Below are 16668 nucleotides of genomic sequence, written 5' to 3'. Positions count from 1 at the left end.
CGGGCCGCGCCGTGAGCGCCCTGCCGAGATTGCCGATGAACGCTGCCGCCCCGCCAACCCTGGCCGCCGTGCCGACCGTCAAGCTACTGATCGACGGCGCGTTCGTCGAATCGCGCAGCACCGTCTGGCGCGACATCGTCAACCCGGCGACGCAGGAAGTGCTGGCGCGCGTGCCGTTCGCCACCGCCGAGGAGGTCGACGCGGCCGTACAGTCGGCCCGGGCCGCGTTCCGCAGCTGGCGCAAGACGCCGATCGGCGTGCGCGCCCGCATTTTCCTGAAGTACCAGCAGCTGATCCGCGAGCAGATGAAGCCGCTGGCGATGCTGCTGACGGCCGAGCAAGGCAAGACGCTGCCGGATGCCGAGGGCGACATCTTCCGCGGCCTCGAAGTGGTGGAGCACGCGGCGAACATCGGCAGCCTGCAGATGGGCGAGCTGGCGAACAATGTCGCCACGGGCGTCGACACCTACACCTTGCTGCAGCCGCTCGGCGTCTGCGCCGGCATCACGCCGTTCAACTTCCCGGCGATGATTCCGCTGTGGATGTTCCCGATGGCGATCGCCACCGGCAACACCTTCGTGCTGAAGCCGTCCGAACAAGACCCGCTGGTGACGATGCGGCTGGTCGAGCTGGCGCTCGAAGCCGGCATCCCGAAAGGCGTGCTGAACGTGGTGCACGGCGGGCCGGACGTGGTCAACGGCTTGTGTGATCACCCGGACATCAAGGCGATCTCGTTCGTCGGCTCGACCCGCGTCGGCACAGAGGTGTACCGGCGCGCCACGCTGGCCGGCAAGCGCGCGCAATGCCTGATGGGCGCCAAGAACCACGCCGTGGTGCTGCCGGATGCGAATCGCGAGCAGGCGCTGAACGCGCTGGTCGGCGCTGCATTCGGCGCGGCGGGCCAGCGCTGCATGGCGGTTTCCGCCGTGGTGCTGGTCGGCGCGGCGCGCGACTGGATCCCGGAACTGGTGGCCAAGGCGCGCCGGCTCAAGGTCGATGCCGGCTTCGTGCCCGGCGCCGACCTTGGCCCGCTGATCTCGTGCGCGGCGCGTGACCGCGTCGTCGGCCTGATCGAACAGGGCGTGGCCGATGGTGCGGTGCTCGAACTCGACGGCCGCAACCCGGTCGTGCCCGGACACGAGCGCGGCAACTTCGTCGGGCCGACGATCTTTTCCCGCGTGCAGCCCGGCATGTCGATCTACCGCGAGGAAGTGTTCGGCCCGGTGCTGGTGATCCTCGACGCGGCGACGCTCGATGACGCCATCGCGCTGGTCAACGCCAACCCGAACGGCAACGGCACCGCCGTGTTCACGCAGTCCGGTGCGGCGGCGCGCAAGTTTCAGGAGGAGATCGACGTCGGACAGGTCGGCATCAACGTGCCGATCCCGGTGCCGGTGCCGCTGTTCTCGTTCAGCGGCTCGCGCGCCTCCAAGCTCGGCGATCTCGGTCCGTACGGCAAGCAGGCCATTGCGTTCTACACCCAGACCAAGACGGTGACGCAGCGCTGGTTCGAAGACGACGGCAACGCCGCCGCTGCCGGCCCGAACACCACGATCAGCCTGCGCTGACGGCAGGTCGCGACGGACGCTGCCGTGCCATCGGGAAGACAGTGCCGTTACAATCGGCGACCGAGGACATATAAAGGGCAGGTCAGATGGCAAACGACCTCACGATGCCCGCGCGCGACGTGCGTGGAGGGAACGCCGGACAATTGGAGCCACCGAGCTTCGCGTTCTCTTTGGTGCGGACCCGCCTGCTCGATGAACTGACCCGCAGCAACCAGCCGCCGGTGAAGCTGGTGTCGGTGATCGCGCCGACCGGCTACGGCAAGACGGTGTTCTCCACCGCGCTGTTCAATGCCTTCCGCGCCCGCGGCGGCCATACCTGCTGGGTCGCGCTGGAAGATCGCGACACCACGGTCGAGCGCGTCATCGGCCTGCTCGAAGCGAGCCTCGGTGCGCGCGATCGGGCCGAACATCCGACGCAGGCACTGATCCGCGGCGATGAACTGCTCGAAAGCCGCATCGCCGTGCTGCTCGATCGCGTCGCGCGGCTGCCGGATCCGGCGCTGATCTTCATCGACAACCTCGGCTACTGCACCGACGACACGATTGGCTACCTGCTCGATCGCCTGATCTTCCGCACGCCGTCGACCGTCCGTTTCATCTTTTCGAGCACCGACCGGCTGCCGATCAACCTGACCCGGGCCAAGCTCGAAGGCCGCGTGCGCGAGATCGGCCTGACGGACCTGAGCCTGCGGCCGACCGAAATCCGCGAACTGCTGGGCCCGGAGCTGTGCCTGCAGCTTGGCGAGGCGGCCGTCGAAGGCATCGTCCGCCAGACCGAGGGCTGGCCGGCCGCAGTGCGGCTGGTGCAGATCATCCTGTCCGGCGCCGATCGGCCGATGGACGTGCTCGCGCGGTTTTCCGGGGCCGACGAGGACCTGTCGAACCTCCTGAACCGGCAGGTGCTGGCCGGCTTTTCGCCGGAAATCCGGCAATTCCTGCTGCAGATCGCGCCGCTGCGCAGCTTCTGCGTCGATCTCTGCCGCGCCGCCACCGGCGATGGCGAAGCGGTCCGGCATGTCGATTTCCTGCTGCGGCGCAACGTCTTCATGATCCCGCTCGATCGCAACCGGAGCTGGTATCGGCTGCACGGCCTGTTCCGCGAATTTCTGGTCGAAGAAAGCCAGCGGACCTTGGCGGCCGAGCAGCGCAACCGGGTGCTGGTGGCGGCGGCGGCGTGGTGCGAGCGCAATGGCCAGTGGCAGGACGCGGTCGACTACGCGCTCGCCGCCGGCGACGCGGACGCCGTCATCGCGATCCTCGAACGCGTCGCCGCGCTGTTCGTGCGCGATCGGGGCGATCTTCGCCAGTACATCGAATGGATCGACCGGATCCGGGCCGATGGCCTGAACGTCGGCTGGGAAGCGGATTTCTGGTACGTCTGGGCGCTGGTCATGCACCGCCGCTACGACACCGCGCGGCGCGAGAACGAACGGCTGCTGGCGCGGGTCGAGCGCGAGCGCGAAGCGGTCGGCGATGCCCTGCAGATCGCCGACATCCAGCGCCGCACGGCGATGATCGCGGTCTGCATCGACGTGCTGTCCGATCAGCTTCCAAGCGGCCTCGAACGCGCCATGCAGTGGCTCGGCGACCGCGGCACGGCGCATCCGTTCGATGTGGCCACCGTTGCCAGCGCCGCCAGCATCGCGCTGAACAGCCACCATCGCTTCGTCGAGGCGCGCCAGGTCATGCGCACTGCGCAGGCCGCGATCGCGCAGGCGGAAAGCGCGTACGGCATCGGCTGGGTGTCGGTGCTGTCGGTGATGGTGCCGCTGTTCGAAGGCGACTACGCCGGCACCTGGAACGACATTTCCGCAGCGCTGTCACGAGCTCGCGCGAGCCTCGGCGACAACGCCGGCATCACCGGCACGATCGCGCTGGTCGCGGCCAAGTGCGCGGTCGAGATGGGGCTGGACGACGAGGCGCGCAGCCTGCTGCTGCTCGGCCTGCGCTGGCCGCAGCCGCACGGCATCGTCGATACCGCCGCCGTGGGCCTCGATGCCGCCGTCAAGCTGTGGAGCGGTCGACCCGACGATGTCGTCTCGGTCGGCCAGCTGCGCGAGATCGCCAGCGCCTACCCGCCGCGGCTGGCGCTGATGCTGTCGTGCCTGCTGATCCAGCGGCTGGTGCGTCTGGGCCGGCTGGAAGACGCGCTGGCCGAAGCAGCGCAGATCGGCCTCAGTGCCGGGCAGACGGCGGCGGTCGGCGGCGGCCAGATCGTGGCACCGATCAGCGAATCGACCCGGCTGGCGCTGCAGGGGCTGGAATCGCCTCACGCGCGCGACCTGTACGCCGCGGCCGAGATCGATCTGCTGATCGCGGCCGGGCAGCTTCGGCAGGCCAATCTGCAGATCGCCGACGAAACCCGCATCGCCCGGCAGGAAGGGCGCATCGCCCGGCTGGTGGAACTGGCGCTGGCCGAGATGGCGACCGCGAACTGCTCGCACAACCCGCAGCCGGCCGCGCGGCATTTCGTGCGCGCGATCGGGCTGGCGGCGCGGCGGCGCATCATCCGGCCGTTCCGCGACCGCGCCGAAACCATTGCCGGGCTGGTCAACGAGACCAAGGCCAGCGCCTGGGGTTTCGCACTCGATGAGGAGCGCAAGTTCTTCGCCGAGATCTGCGCCGGCCTGCCGCTGACCAACTCGTTCCTCGTCGAGCATCTCGACCAGCTGCAGGGCGAGAGCCCGCTGCTGGAAACGCCGACCGCGCGCGAACTACAGCTGCTGAGCCTGATCGAAGCCGGCCTGTCGAACCCGCAACTGGCCGATCGCCTGAGCCTGTCCGTGTCGACGGTGAAGTGGCATCTGTACAACCTCTACACCAAGCTCGGCGTGTCGAGCCGCTCGGCGGCGCTGGCCCGGGCGCGCGCGCTGAACCTGTTGTCGCGATAGGGATTTCCGGCGGTCGCTGCGGCCGCAGACCGGGCCGTCAGTCCCCGCCAAACTATCGGATGGCCCCGCTCGACAGGCATGCCCTGACAATCCACCGACCTTATTTCAGGCGATCGTCACGGGAGTTACCGCCATGCTGATCAAGCTCGACTACTTCAAGTACCTGCTGTCTCCGGTGATTCTCGCGTCGCACGCCTATGGCCTGTGGCTCGGCGGCAACCACACCTGGGTCGGCCTCGGACTGCTGCTCGGCGTGCTGTTCTTCGATGCCTTCCTGAAGCCGGACTATTCGGTGCGCGATCTGACGCACGCGTGGATCTACGACGTGATCGTCTCGATCACGGTGCTGGCCAGTTTCGTCAACATCTTCTTTTACTCGTGGCTGGTCGGCATCGATCATTTCGCGACGACCTCGTCCGCCGTCGGCGCCTTCGTCAGCACGCTGTTCATCGGCTTCGTCATTGCGGCGCCGCCGGTGCACGAGCTGTTCCACCGCGAAGGCCTGTTCCTGCGCTGGCTCGGTCGCATCGGCCAGTGCCTGGTGTTCGATCCGTGGCGCGAGATCACTCACGTGGTGACCCATCACATGCGCGTGTCGACGCCGGACGATCCGGACTACGCGCGTCGTGGCGACACCGTCTACGGCCACTTCCTGCGCACGTTCCCGGCGCAGTGGAAGGAGTCCTATCACCTCGAAAAGATGATGTGGACCAAGCGCGGCCGCAAGTGGTACGACCCGCGCAATGCCTGGGTGTTCAAGGCCGGCTACTTCAGCCTGTTCCTGTTCGCGCTGTTCGCCGTCGGTGGCCTCAAGGGGTTGGTACTGGCGTCGGCCACGCTGTTCTTCGGGCCGCGCGTGCTGCTCGAAGTGTTCAACTACTGCAACCACTACGGCCTGATCTCGGCGACGCCGGGCCGTTTCGAGAAGCACCACACCTGGAATCACATCACGCCGCTGGTGCGCATCCTCGCGCTGGAAATCACCAACCACGCCGGCCATCACGACGACAGCTACAAGCCGTTCTACGCGCTGGAACCGGATCCGAACGGTCCGCAGCAGCCGCAGTTCCTGATGTGCGTGCTGCTGGCGCTGGTGCCGCCGCTGTTCTTCATGATGATCAAGCCGCTGCTGAAGGATTGGGATCGCCGCTATGCCACGCCGCAGGAGCGCGAGATCGCTCGCCGCGAGAACGCCCGCGCCGGCTGGCACGAGCTGAACGACGACGAGCCGGTCGAGACTTCGACCCGCCGTCCGGCGATGGCCGCAGCCTGATCGCGAATTCCGCTCACAGGACGCCTGCCATGTCGGTTGTCGAAGTTCCGCCGCCGGTCACCGCGCCGACGCGCAGCGGCCACTGCCGCATCACCGTCCGCGGTCGTGACGGCCGCGAGACCACGTTCGACGTCAAGAAGAACGACATGCTGCTGAAGGCGGCGGTCGAGCAGGGCATCGACTACCCGCACAACTGCCGGGTCGGCGTCTGCGGGACCTGCAAGACGCGTCTGGTCGCCGGCCGGGTCAGCCCGATGGTCGATCTGGCGCTGTCGCCGCTGACCAACGAGCAGATCGAGGCCGGCTTCGTGCTGGCCTGCCAGGCCAAGGTGCGCAGCGATCTGGTGATCGAGGCCAAGCTGGGCAATGGCACGCAGCTGCCGGTCAAGACGGTGTCATCGCGCGTCAGCCAGTGGCAGAAGCTGCCGGGCGACGTCATCGACCTGCGCCTGACGCTGGACGAGCCGGTCGCCTTCAACGCCGGCCAGTACTGCACGATCGCCGAGTCCGGCTCGTTCACGCGCCGCAACTATTCGTACTACGACGTGCCGCCGACCGGCGACAGCGCCGGCGCGCGCGAAATCGGCTTCCTGATCAAGCGTCTGCCCGGCGGCAAGTTCTCCGAGTGGCTGTTCTCGGAAGACCGCCGCGACACCAAGATCTGGGTCGAAGGCCCGTTCGGGATCATGGGCATCGACGATCTCGATCGCGATGGCCTGTGCGTGGCCGGCGGCACCGGGCTGGCGCCGATCCTGTCGATCGTCGGCGATCGCCTGCGCCGTTCGAAGACCGCGAAGTTCACCATCGTGTTCGGCGTTCGCACCGCGAATGATGTCTTCGCGAACGCCCGCCTGAACGAACTGCTGGCGGAAGGCGAGGGTCGCGTGCGGCTGATCACGATCCTGTCGCACGAGCCGGCCGGCTCGTCGTGGACGGGCCCGCGCGGGCTGGTCACGGCGGCGCTGACGCCGGAGCTGGGTGTCGATTTCACCGAAACCGCCGCCTTCATCTGCGGCAATCTCGGCATGGTCGAGGCGGTCGAACGGCGCCTGCTGGAACTGGGCGTGCAGCCGGACCGGATCCACGCCGACAAGTTCGTGCCGTCCGGCACGCCCTGAGCCGTTCCGGATTCGCTCGGGCGCACCGGTTCCGGTCGTTCGACCGGTCGATGCGCGCCGAACCCCTTCCCCGCGAGTCTGCCGTCGCCGCCGGGCAGTCCCGGCAGCGAGGCACCCGCCTGTGCCGTTTTCACTGGAGTTGCCGATGAGCCTTGCCGAACGATCCCTCGATGCCGCCACCGGCATCGTCACGATCACCCTCAATCGTCCCGAGGTGTTGAACGCCATCGACGTGCCGCTGGCCGAGGCGCTGCGCGATGCCGTCGTGCCGCTGGCGGGTGACCCCCGCGTGCGCGCCGTCGTGCTGCGCGGCAATGGCCGGGCCTTCGTCGCCGGGGGCGATCTCACCGGCTTCGCCAAGGACTTCGACGCAGCACCCGGCGTCGTCGATGCGCTGCTCGATTCGCTGCATGCGGTGGTCGAAACCCTGCGCGGTATCGACGCGCCGGTCATCGCCTCCGTGCACGGCGCGGTGGCCGGCGCCGGCTTGTCGCTGATGGCGGCCTGCGATCTGGTGGTCGCCGCCGCCGGCACCCGCATCCTGCTGGCGTACGACCGCATCGGTGCTGCGCCGGACTGCGGCGGCACCTATTTCCTGCCGCGTCTGCTCGGCCTGCGTCGCGCGGCACAGCTGATGTTCCTGAGCGAAACCCTCGATGCCGATGCCGCGCTCGCGGCCGGTCTGGTGACGCGCGTGGTGCCGGCCGATCAGCTGGCAACGGCCACCGACGAGCTGGCACGCCGCATCGCCAGCGGGCCGACGCAGGCCTTCGGCAACTACAAGCGGCTGGTCGAAGGCACTTTCGACCGCAGCCTGCCGGAGCAGCTCGAAGCCGAGCGCGCCTGCTTCAAATCCGCCACCCTGACCGCCGACTTCCGCGAAGGCGTCAGCGCCTTCCTGGCGAAGCGTCCGGCGACGTTCAAGGGTTCCCACTGACCGAGGTTGCGCACCATGCTCACCGCTGACCAGATCCAGATCGAAGATGCTGCCCGGCGCTTCTCGCGCGAGGTGCTGGCGCCCGGCGCCGCCGCCCGCGAGAAGGCGCAGGCGATCGAACCCGCCGTGCTGTCCGGCCTCGCCGAGATGGGGCTGCTCGGCATGACGGTGTCGCCGGACTGGGACGGTGCCGGCGCCGACTACGTGTCCTATGCGCTGGCGCTGATGGCGGTCGCCGAGGGCGATGGCGCGGTGTCGACGATGATGTCGGTCCACAACGCGCCGTTCTGCGCGATCCTCGAGCGCTACGGCTCGGACGCGCAGAAGGAGGCGGTGCTGAAGCCGGCTGCACGCGGCGAATTCATCGGCGCCTTCGCGCTGACCGAGTCCCATGCCGGCTCCGATGCCAGCGCGCTGCGCACGCGCGCGGTGCTGAAGGGAGACCGCTACGTCATCAACGGCGCCAAGCAGTTCATCACCTCCGGCAAGATCGCGCGCTACGTCATCGTGTTCGCGGTCACCGACCCGGAAAATCCGAAGCGCGGCATCACCGCGTTCCTGGTGCCGACGTCGAGCCCGGGCTTCTCGGTGTCGAAGCTCGAGCACAAGCTCGGGCAGAAGGCGTCGGACACCGCGTCGCTGAACTTCGATGACCTGGAAGTGCCGGTCAGCCTGCGCATCGGTGCCGAAGGCGAGGGCTACCGCATCGCGCTGTCGTCGCTGGAATCCGGCCGCATCGGCATTTCGGCGCAGGCGGTCGGCATGGCGCAGTCGGCGCTCGATGCGGCGATCCGCTACGCCGGCGAGCGGCGCTCGTTCGGCAAGGCGCTGCTGGAACATCAGGCGGTGAGCTTCCGGCTGGTCGACGCCAAGACCAAGCTCGAAGCCGCGCGGCAGCTGGTGCTGTCGGCGGCGCGGATGAAGGACGCCGGCGTGCCCTGTCTGGATCAGGCCTGCATGGCCAAGCTGTTCGCATCGGAAGTGGCCGAGGAGGTCTGCTCGATCGCGATCCAGACCTTCGGCGGCTACGGTTACGTCGAGGATTTTCCGGTCGAGCGCATCTATCGCGACGTGCGCGTGTGCCAGATCTACGAAGGCACGTCGGACATCCAGAAGATCATCATCGGCCGCAGTCTCGCCGCGTAAGGCACTGCGACCGCCGCACCCGCGCCGCGCCGACAAGCCTGCCGGCGCGGCGCGAGCGTCACGCTGGTATGAGCGCGGGACGCGCGGCCCCGCGTGCTTCAGAACGCTGCGCCGTACAGCAGATACAGGCCAAGACTGCCGGCACTGCCATGGACCGCGACCAGCGCCAGCGGCGTGCGGTCCTTGAACAGCACGCGGAACAGCAGCAGGCCGCCGATCAGCCCGCCGAGAAAGACCACCAGCGCCCACCACGCCAGCGTCGGCGTGGCATCGCCACCGTGCAGGTTGGCGTAGAACAGCGTGCCCAGCGCGGCCAGACCGCCGAGGCCGTGGCCCGGTCCCATGAACGACGGAATCTTCAGCCCGATCGCGATCATCGCGGCCATCGTCGCGCCGCCGGCAGCGATCGCGGCAAAGAAATAGAAAGCGATCTGCAACAGTGACATGCGGTTCTCCCCGGCTGGCATCTGGCCGCGTCCGGCAGCGCCGGTCGGCACTGCAGCGCGGCGCTGGTATGAGTCGTGAGGCTAGAAGCTGGTCGGCATGCGATGACAGATCAAAAGTCTGGCAGTGCGTCGATCGCGCGACATTCGCGCCTCAGCCCGGCGATTCGCGCCCGGCCGGGGCGCTTCCGCCGCGATAGCTTTCGAGGCGGTTGTACAGCGTCTTCAGGCTGATGCCGAGTGTCTGCGCAGCGAGGCGCTTGTCGCCACCATGGTGATCAAGCGTCGCGACGATCATCGCCTGCTCGGCGTCTGCCAGCGGCGCGCCGATGCCGATCCGCAGCCGGCCGTCCTGCAGGCTCGCGGCGCTGGCGGCCGATGCCGCGGCAGCGCCGGCGAGATCGTGCCGCGACGGGGCTTCGAGCGTGTCGTCGCCGAGGATGAACGCGCGGCTGACGGCATTCTTCAGCTCGCGGACATTGCCGGTCCAGGTCTGGTGCCGAAGCTGTGCCAGCAGGCGGCGCGAGAAGGTCTTGCGGGTGCCGGCGCGCTGGTTCAGCTCATCGAGGAAATGTTCGGCGAGCAGCAGCACGTCGTCGCCACGCTCGCGCAGGCTCGGCACCGACAGCGGAAACACCGCGAGCCGATACATGAGGTCCTCGCGGAAGCGGCCATCGCGGACAGCGCGTTCGACATCGCGATTGGTCGCGGCGAGCACGCGGACATCGACCGTCACCGGCAGGCTGCCGCCGACGCGCTGGAAGGTGCGCGACTCCAGCACCCGCAGCAGCTTGACCTGCATCGGCAGCGGCATCTCGGTGATTTCGTCGAGAAAGATCGTGCCGCCGTCGGCGCGCTCGAAATAGCCGGCGCGCTGGCGCTCGGCGCCGGTGAAGCTGCCTTTCTCGTGACCGAGCAGTTCGGCTTCGATCAGGCTTGGCGAAATCGCGCCGCAGTTCACTGCCACGAACGGCCGATCGGCCCGGCGGCTCAGCGCATGCAGGCCTTCGGCGACGCGTTCCTTGCCGGAACCGCTTTCGCCGACGATCAGCACCGTGGCCTCCGTCGGCGCCACGCGTCGCATCTGCTCGTACAGCGCGCGCATTGCCGGCGAGCGGCCGACCAGCGCGACGGTCGGCGATGCGGCGTTGGCATCGGCATCCGGGGCGGACGGAGCAACGGGGGTATCAGCCATGCCGATCACTCCAGATAGACGCGGGGCCCGCTGCGTCGCGGCGATCATAGAGCATTGCTGTCGCGGGGCCGCCACGGGGGCAGCCGCGCACGGCAAGCGTGCCGGTAGGAATTACGCGCCGCCGGTGTTCGCGGCATCGCGGCGTCGATGCACGCGTTCCCAGCGCCGCCAGCAGGCGCCTTCAGCGCGGGCACGGCGGCTGCGAACTCGGGTTCAGCGCCGTCATTGCGGCGCGCCCCGAGCCCCCTTCGATGAATCGATCCCGCCGGTCCGCAGTTCCCAGCATCGCCAGCCGTGCCCTTGCACGGCCTGAGCCGGAGGCCCGCGGGCATCGGACGACCGCCTTGCTGGCGCTGAGCGGTCTGGTGCTGTGGCTGTGGCTGGCCGCCTGCGAAGCCGAGCCGCAGCCGAACCGCTACGTGCTGCCGCCGACCGTGGCGATCGCAGGTGACGGCACGCCGCCGATCCAGGCGGGTCGCACCCTTGGCAGCCGCGTCTACTCGGACACGCAGGACATCGGCATCTCGGTGCCGGCGCCATTTCGCGCCACGCCGGAATCCCGCAGTGGCGGCGCTGCCGCCACCGACCCGTACGTGCCGCTGGCACTGCGCGAGGGCACGCCGCCGGACGATGCCAGCATCACCGCCAGCGCCGAAGCGATGCTGCGGGCCACCCCCGGGCTCGATGGCGGCACGATCCGCGTGGAAACCCATGACGGCTCGCTGCTGCTGAGCGGCGAGGTGGCCAGCGCTCGCCTGAGCAACCGCGCATCTGCCGTCACGCGCGGCGTCGACGGCGTCAGTCATGTCGACAACCGCCTTGTCGTCAGTCCCGCGCCGCTCAAGGCGCCATCGTCCTACTGAGCGGCCACGGCGACCGCCGTCCGATCAACCCCGCTTTCACGCGGCGGCGGCCATCGCCGCCGTCCCATCTGCAGCATCCAAGCACCAGGAGCATTTCCTATATGAGCGATCTCAACCGACAACAGGACAGCACGGTCCGCGCCGACGGCGCGGATTTCGCCGCCACCACGCGTGAAGCGACCCGCGATCTCGCGCATCACGCCGAAGCACTGCTCGAGGGCACCTCGACCATCACGCATGACGGCATCGCGGCACTGCGGACGCGACTCGACGACAGTCTGAAGGCGACCAAGGCACAGATCGACCACGCCCAGCAGTACGCGCTCGAAAAGGGTCGGGAAGCCGCCAGCGCCACCGACACCTACGTTCACGAACGGCCATGGCAGGCGATTGCCGCGGCGGCCACGCTGGGGCTGGCGATCGGCTTCTTCCTGCGTCGCTCGCGTCGCTGACGCGATGGCTGTGCCGCCTCTCACGCCTGCACCACAGCCGCGCGCATCGGTTCGGGCGGAACCGGCGGCGCAGCCGTCGGAACCGCTGGCCGAGCTGTTGTGGACGCTCGCGCGGCAGCTCGCCGATGGCGTGCAGTGTCGGGCCGCGCTGGCCGCCTGCGAGCTGGCGACGGAGCGGCTGCGGCTCGGGCAGTCGCTGCAACGCGGCGCGATCGTGGCGCTGCTGCTGTTCCTCGGCGCGCAGGTGCTGATCCTGCTCGCCGTGGCGCTGGTCTGGGACACGCCGCAGCGGCTGCCGGTGCTGATCGGTCTGGTGCTGGCGATCGTCATCGCGGCCGGTGTCGCAATCGCACGCTATCGGGCCGTGGCGCATTCGACGCTGTTCGACGCGACCCTGGGCGAGATCGCGCGGGATCTCGGCACCCGCGAGCGCCGGCCTGACGGCGTGCCGGCGGGAGCATCGCGATGACCGCGCCCGACAAGCGGGATCGGTCGGCGCCGGATGGGGTCGCGCCATCCGATCGCACGCTGCCGGAGGCGGTGCGGCACAGCCCGGCCGGGCGTGCGCTGCTGCTGGCGGACGTGCAGGCGCGCATCGGCCGGAATCGGGAGGAACTGCGCGACAGCCTGCAGCGGCTGGAGCCGCCGGTTCGAGCGATCGAGCGGGCCGGGCGTCGCGTGATCGCGTGGTGGCCCGGCTGGCCGGCGGCGCTGGCGCTGCTGGCGGCGATCTGGCTGTGCCGCCGCCTGCTGCGCAGCCCGATGCTGCCGGGTCAGGCCCGCCAGCGTCAGGGCTGGAGCAGTTGGCTGCAGCAGGCGCTGGCGCTGTGGCAGATGGCGCGACAGCTGCGGGCGCTGGTCTCCGCAGCAACCGCACCGCTGCGGCTGCCGAAGCCGCCCTTGAGCCGCACACCGGCGGCGATACCGACGGCGACCCGCGCCGAGATCAATCGCTGGGACAGCGATGGCGGGCAGGGATCGACGACGGCCACCGGACCGCCGGGCGATCGGACAGCGCCGCGCGGACCGGATCAGCCCGTGCCGCGGAATTAATGATTCGTGCGTTAACGAACACAGCGTAGCGCCTTCATCTGTCACCGTCGTCGGGTGTCGCGCCAAGCGCGGCCTTCGTCCACGGGGACACGAATGGCACATGTCCTTATCGTCGATGACGATCGGAACACGCGGGAAGCGATGGCCGCGCTGGTCGAGGCGGAAGGATTCACCACCACGGCAGCCGGCACCCTGCGCGATGCCCATATCCAGCTGACGCGTCAGCATCCGGATGTGGTCCTGATCGACCTGCATCTGCCCGATGGCGAAGGACTGGAGCTGATCAAGGCGATGGATGCCCGGCGGCCGACCGAGATCATCGTCATCACCGGCAATGCCACGCTCGACAGCGCGATCGCCGGCCTGCGCGCCGATGCCGCGGACTATCTGGTGAAGCCGGTCAATGTCGAGCGGCTGCGGGCGATCCTGTCGCGCGTCGCCAAGGCCTGTGATGCCAAGGGCCTGAACGGTCATGCCCGGGAACTGCCGCGCGCCGGCTTCTTCGGCCATCTGCTCGGCCGCTCGCCGTCGATGCTGGCGCTGTACGACCAGATCGCCCGCGTGGCGCCGACCGATGCGACCGTGCTGCTGATCGGCGAAAGCGGCACCGGCAAGGAACTGGTCGCGCAGACGCTGCACGACATGAGCCGGCGCCCGCGCCAGCCATTCATGGCGGTGAACTGCGGCGCGATCTCGCCGAACCTGATCGAAAGCGAGATGTTCGGCCACGAACGGGGCAGCTTCACCGGCGCCGAGCGCCAGCATCGCGGCTATTTCGAGCGCGCCAACGGCGGCACGCTGTTTCTCGACGAGATCACCGAAATGCCGGTCGATCTGCAGGTGAAGCTGCTGCGCGTGCTCGAAACCGGCAGTTTCATGCGCATCGGCACCGATCGCGAAGTCGAGTCCGATGTCCGCGTGATCGCCGCGACCAACCGCGATCCGGAAGCCGCAGTCGCCGCCGGCCGCTTTCGCGCCGATCTCTACCATCGCCTGAACGTGTTCCCGATCCGGATGCCGCCGCTGCGCGACCGCGAAGGCGATCTGCAACGGCTGGCGGAGCGCTTCCTCGCGGAGCTGAACACCCAGCACGGCACGGCGAAGGCATTCGCGCCCGGCGGGCTTGCGCGACTCGCCGAGCATCACTGGCCGGGCAATGTCCGCGAGCTGCGCAACTGGGTGCAGCGGGCCTGGATCATGGGCGATGCGCTGATCGACGCCGATCACTCGCAGCGCTTCACGATCGCGCCGGTGGTCGTGGCGGCGGAATCGGTGGTCGAGATCCCGCTGGGCATGTCGCTGGCGGATGCCGAGAAGCAGCTGATCCTCGCAGCGCTCGAACAGTGCGGCGGCGTTCGCAAGTACACCGCCGAGCAGCTCGGCATCAGCCTGAAGACCTTGTACAACCGGCTGGAAGCCTACGGGCTGCAGCCGCACGGCGGTGTCTTGCCGGCGCTCGCGGGTGGCGATGCCATGTCGGCCACCGGGCCCGATTGAACGGCCCGCCTGCCGCCGCCGGCGGCGCGCGCCGGTCGGCGCCGCGACCGGACGCAGCCGACGACGCGGCGGTCACGGACGGCAGCGGCGCCGCGATGCGGTCGCCGGACGCGCTGCAGGCCGCCAACCGGGTGCTGGCCGCGCGCCTGAAGGCGTGCGAGCAACGCCTGTTCGATTGCGAGAGCGAGCTGCGGATCGTCACCAGCGCCGTGCCGGTCGGCATTGCCCGGATCGACCGCGACCTGCGCTACCGCTTCGTCAACGCCGCCTATCTGCGCAGCCTGTCGAAACGCAACGCCGACGACGTGATCGGCCAGCCGATGGCGGAGATTCTCGGCGATGCCGCGTTCAAGGTCGTGCTCGGCCGACTCGAGCAGGTGCTGGCCGGCTGGACCGTCGACTTCGAGGCAGTCCGGCCGACGCCGTCCGGACCGCGCCACATTCACGCGACCTATGTGCCGGAATACGACGAGCAGAACGCGATCCGCGGCTTCGTCGCCGTGATCGAGGACATCACCGAGCGCAAGATCTCGCAGGGCCGGCTGCACGAGCGCGAACGCGAGTTCAAGACCTTGTCCGAGAACGCACCGGACACCATCGCCCGGCTCGACCGCGAACTGCGCTATCTGTACCTGAACCGGGCCGCCGAAACCGCGTTCGACGTGCGCGCCGAACAGTGCGCCGGTCTCACCGCCCCGGAGCTCGGCTTTCCGGACCGCTACGTCGTGGCGACCACCGACATGGTGATCGAGGTGTTCGCACGCGCGGCCGAGTGCTCGGCCAGCTTCTCGATCGACTCTCCATCGGCCAATGAGACCCGGCATTTCGTGGCGCGCGGCGTGCCCGAGTTCGATCGCGACGGTGCGATCGAATCGGTACTGCTGATCGTCTACGACTTCAGCGAACGCATGCGCACGCAGCACGAGCGCGACCGCCTGCTCGACAGCGAGCATCTCGCGCGACGGCAGGCGGAAGCCGCGGCCCGCAGCCGCGACGAGTTCCTCGCCATCGTTTCGCATGAACTGCGCTCGCCGCTGAACGGCATCCAGAGCTGGGCCCACGTGCTGGAATCGCAGTGGCGCCGGCCCGTCGATGCGCCGGCCGATGCCTCGGCGCTGCTGGCGCGGCGCGCGGTGGCCGGCATCCGCACCGGCGTCGAGCAGCAGGTGCGCCTGATCGACGATCTGCTCGATGCCACCCGCATCGTCGCCGGCAAGCTCAGCCTGAGCCTCGGGCCGCTGCTGCTGACGCCGATCGTGCTGGCCGCCGCAGCCAGCGTCGACGTTCGCGCGCGCGAGAAGCGCATCGAGTTTCACGTCGACCTCGCGCTGGCCGATGCGATGCTCGATGGCGATGCCGACCGCCTGCAGCAGATCGTCTGGAACCTGCTGTCGAACGCGATCAAGTTCACGCCGGCCGGCGGCAACGTCTGGCTGAGCGGCCGCTGCGGCGAAGACAGCAGCGGCGCCCACGCCGTGATCCGGGTCCGCGACGACGGCCGCGGCATCCGCGGCGATTTCATTCCGCACCTGTTCGACCGCTTCCAGCGCGACGAGACCGGCAACAGCCGCGGCCACGACGGCCTCGGCCTCGGCCTGATGCTGGTCCGGCATCTGTGCGAACGGCATGGCGGCAGCGTCGCCGCGCACAGCCTCGGGCCGGGGCAGGGTGCGACGTTCACCGTATCGCTGCCGCTGCGTGCCGATGCCGCCGCTGCGCCGCGTGCCTGCGCGCAGCCGGCACCGCTGTCGGGGTTGCCCGGTCTCGATGGCGCGCGCCTGATGCTGGTCGATGACCACCATGAGGCCCGCGACTCGCTGGCCGTGCTGCTGGTGCAGGCCGGTGCGGTGGTCGATGGCATCGAATCCGGCGACGAAGCGGCGCGGCGCTTCGAGCCCGATTCGTCGTGGCCGCGGCCGGACGTGCTGATCTGCGACATCGCCATGCCCGGCACCGACGGCTACGAAACGCTGCGCCGCATCCGCCTGACCGAGCGGCTCGCCGGCAGTGATCCGGTGCCGGCGATCGCGCTGACCGCGTTCGCGCAGAACGAGGACCGGATCCGCGCGCACGACGCCGGCTTCGTCATGCATCTGGCCAAGCCGGTGATGGTCGGCGAGCTGATCGCCACGATCGCGGCGCTGGTCCGGCATCGCCAGAGCGGGTGACTGGCGGCTGCGCTGCGGCACGGTCGCGCGATCGCGCGCGGGGTCGCGGGAACGGCAAGTGCGG

At 69.2% G+C, this 16668-nt stretch carries 14 protein-coding genes; 12 read left to right on the top strand and 2 right to left on the bottom strand.

What is annotated here, in order from left to right; translation table 11 throughout:
* Nucleotides 1-35: 35 nt before the first annotated feature.
* From QZ951_RS17350 to QZ951_RS17325, 6 genes are all read left to right on the top strand, one after another.
* Nucleotides 36-1568 (top strand): CoA-acylating methylmalonate-semialdehyde dehydrogenase, encoded by a 1533-nt coding sequence (locus QZ951_RS17350; RefSeq protein ID WP_293002896.1) that lies wholly within the window; start codon nucleotides 36-38, stop codon nucleotides 1566-1568.
* Nucleotides 1569-1741: 173 nt separating this feature from the next.
* A complete protein-coding gene (locus tag QZ951_RS17345; protein WP_293002894.1) occupies nucleotides 1742-4459 on the top strand; it encodes a LuxR C-terminal-related transcriptional regulator in 2718 nt (905 codons plus the stop codon).
* 133 nt (nucleotides 4460-4592) lie between these two features.
* A complete protein-coding gene (locus tag QZ951_RS17340) occupies nucleotides 4593-5732 on the top strand; it encodes a fatty acid desaturase (RefSeq protein ID WP_293002892.1) in 1140 nt (379 codons plus the stop codon).
* A 29-nt stretch (nucleotides 5733-5761) separates the two neighbouring features.
* Entirely contained in the window at nucleotides 5762-6850 is a 1089-nt protein-coding gene (locus QZ951_RS17335) for a 2Fe-2S iron-sulfur cluster binding domain-containing protein (RefSeq protein WP_293002890.1), read from the top strand.
* Between the two features lie 145 nt (nucleotides 6851-6995).
* Nucleotides 6996-7787: an enoyl-CoA hydratase-related protein gene (locus QZ951_RS17330; RefSeq protein ID WP_293002888.1), complete on the top strand. Its 792-nt coding sequence runs from the start codon at nucleotides 6996-6998 to the stop codon at nucleotides 7785-7787.
* A 15-nt stretch (nucleotides 7788-7802) separates the two neighbouring features.
* A complete protein-coding gene (locus QZ951_RS17325) occupies nucleotides 7803-8933 on the top strand; it encodes an acyl-CoA dehydrogenase family protein (RefSeq protein ID WP_293002886.1) in 1131 nt (376 codons plus the stop codon).
* Between the two features lie 98 nt (nucleotides 8934-9031).
* On the opposite strand, the gene QZ951_RS17320 is transcribed toward QZ951_RS17325, so the two are convergent.
* Nucleotides 9032-9379, bottom strand: a complete 348-nt coding sequence (locus tag QZ951_RS17320) for a hypothetical protein (RefSeq protein ID WP_293002884.1) — start codon at nucleotides 9377-9379, stop codon at nucleotides 9032-9034.
* A gap of 151 nt (nucleotides 9380-9530) precedes the next feature.
* Nucleotides 9531-10571 carry a sigma-54 dependent transcriptional regulator gene (locus tag QZ951_RS17315; protein ID WP_293002882.1) on the bottom strand — a complete coding sequence of 347 codons (1041 nt, stop codon included), beginning with the start codon at nucleotides 10569-10571 and terminating at the stop codon, nucleotides 9531-9533.
* A 344-nt stretch (nucleotides 10572-10915) separates the two neighbouring features.
* On the opposite strand from QZ951_RS17315, the gene QZ951_RS17310 reads away from it, so the two are divergent.
* The 6 genes from QZ951_RS17310 (at nucleotide 10916) to QZ951_RS17285 (ending at nucleotide 16604) form a co-directional block, all read left to right on the top strand.
* The gene (locus QZ951_RS17310) at nucleotides 10916-11434 is read left to right on the top strand and encodes a BON domain-containing protein (protein WP_293002880.1); all 519 of its coding nucleotides are present in this window, start codon (nucleotides 10916-10918) and stop codon (nucleotides 11432-11434) included.
* A gap of 101 nt (nucleotides 11435-11535) precedes the next feature.
* On the top strand, nucleotides 11536-11886 hold the full coding sequence (locus tag QZ951_RS17305) for a hypothetical protein (protein WP_293002878.1): 351 nt from the start codon (nucleotides 11536-11538) through the stop codon (nucleotides 11884-11886).
* A gap of 4 nt (nucleotides 11887-11890) precedes the next feature.
* Nucleotides 11891-12355 (top strand): phage holin family protein, encoded by a 465-nt coding sequence (locus tag QZ951_RS17300; RefSeq protein WP_293002876.1) that lies wholly within the window; start codon nucleotides 11891-11893, stop codon nucleotides 12353-12355.
* Nucleotides 12352-12939 carry a hypothetical protein gene (locus QZ951_RS17295; protein WP_293002874.1) on the top strand — a complete coding sequence of 196 codons (588 nt, stop codon included), beginning with the start codon at nucleotides 12352-12354 and terminating at the stop codon, nucleotides 12937-12939. Before QZ951_RS17300 ends, QZ951_RS17295 begins: the two co-directional genes overlap by 4 nt.
* A gap of 93 nt (nucleotides 12940-13032) precedes the next feature.
* Entirely contained in the window at nucleotides 13033-14436 is a 1404-nt protein-coding gene (locus tag QZ951_RS17290; protein ID WP_293002872.1) for a sigma-54 dependent transcriptional regulator, read from the top strand.
* A gap of 95 nt (nucleotides 14437-14531) precedes the next feature.
* Nucleotides 14532-16604 carry a PAS domain-containing protein gene (locus QZ951_RS17285; RefSeq protein ID WP_293002870.1) on the top strand — a complete coding sequence of 691 codons (2073 nt, stop codon included), beginning with the start codon at nucleotides 14532-14534 and terminating at the stop codon, nucleotides 16602-16604.
* Nucleotides 16605-16668 lie beyond the last annotated feature (64 nt).

It is taken from the genome of Nevskia sp. (assembly GCF_021732705.1).
Classification (GTDB): Bacteria; Pseudomonadota; Gammaproteobacteria; order Nevskiales; family Nevskiaceae; genus Nevskia.
Note: the sequence above shows the minus strand (reverse complement) of the source record. Positions and strands in the feature narration are given on the sequence as shown.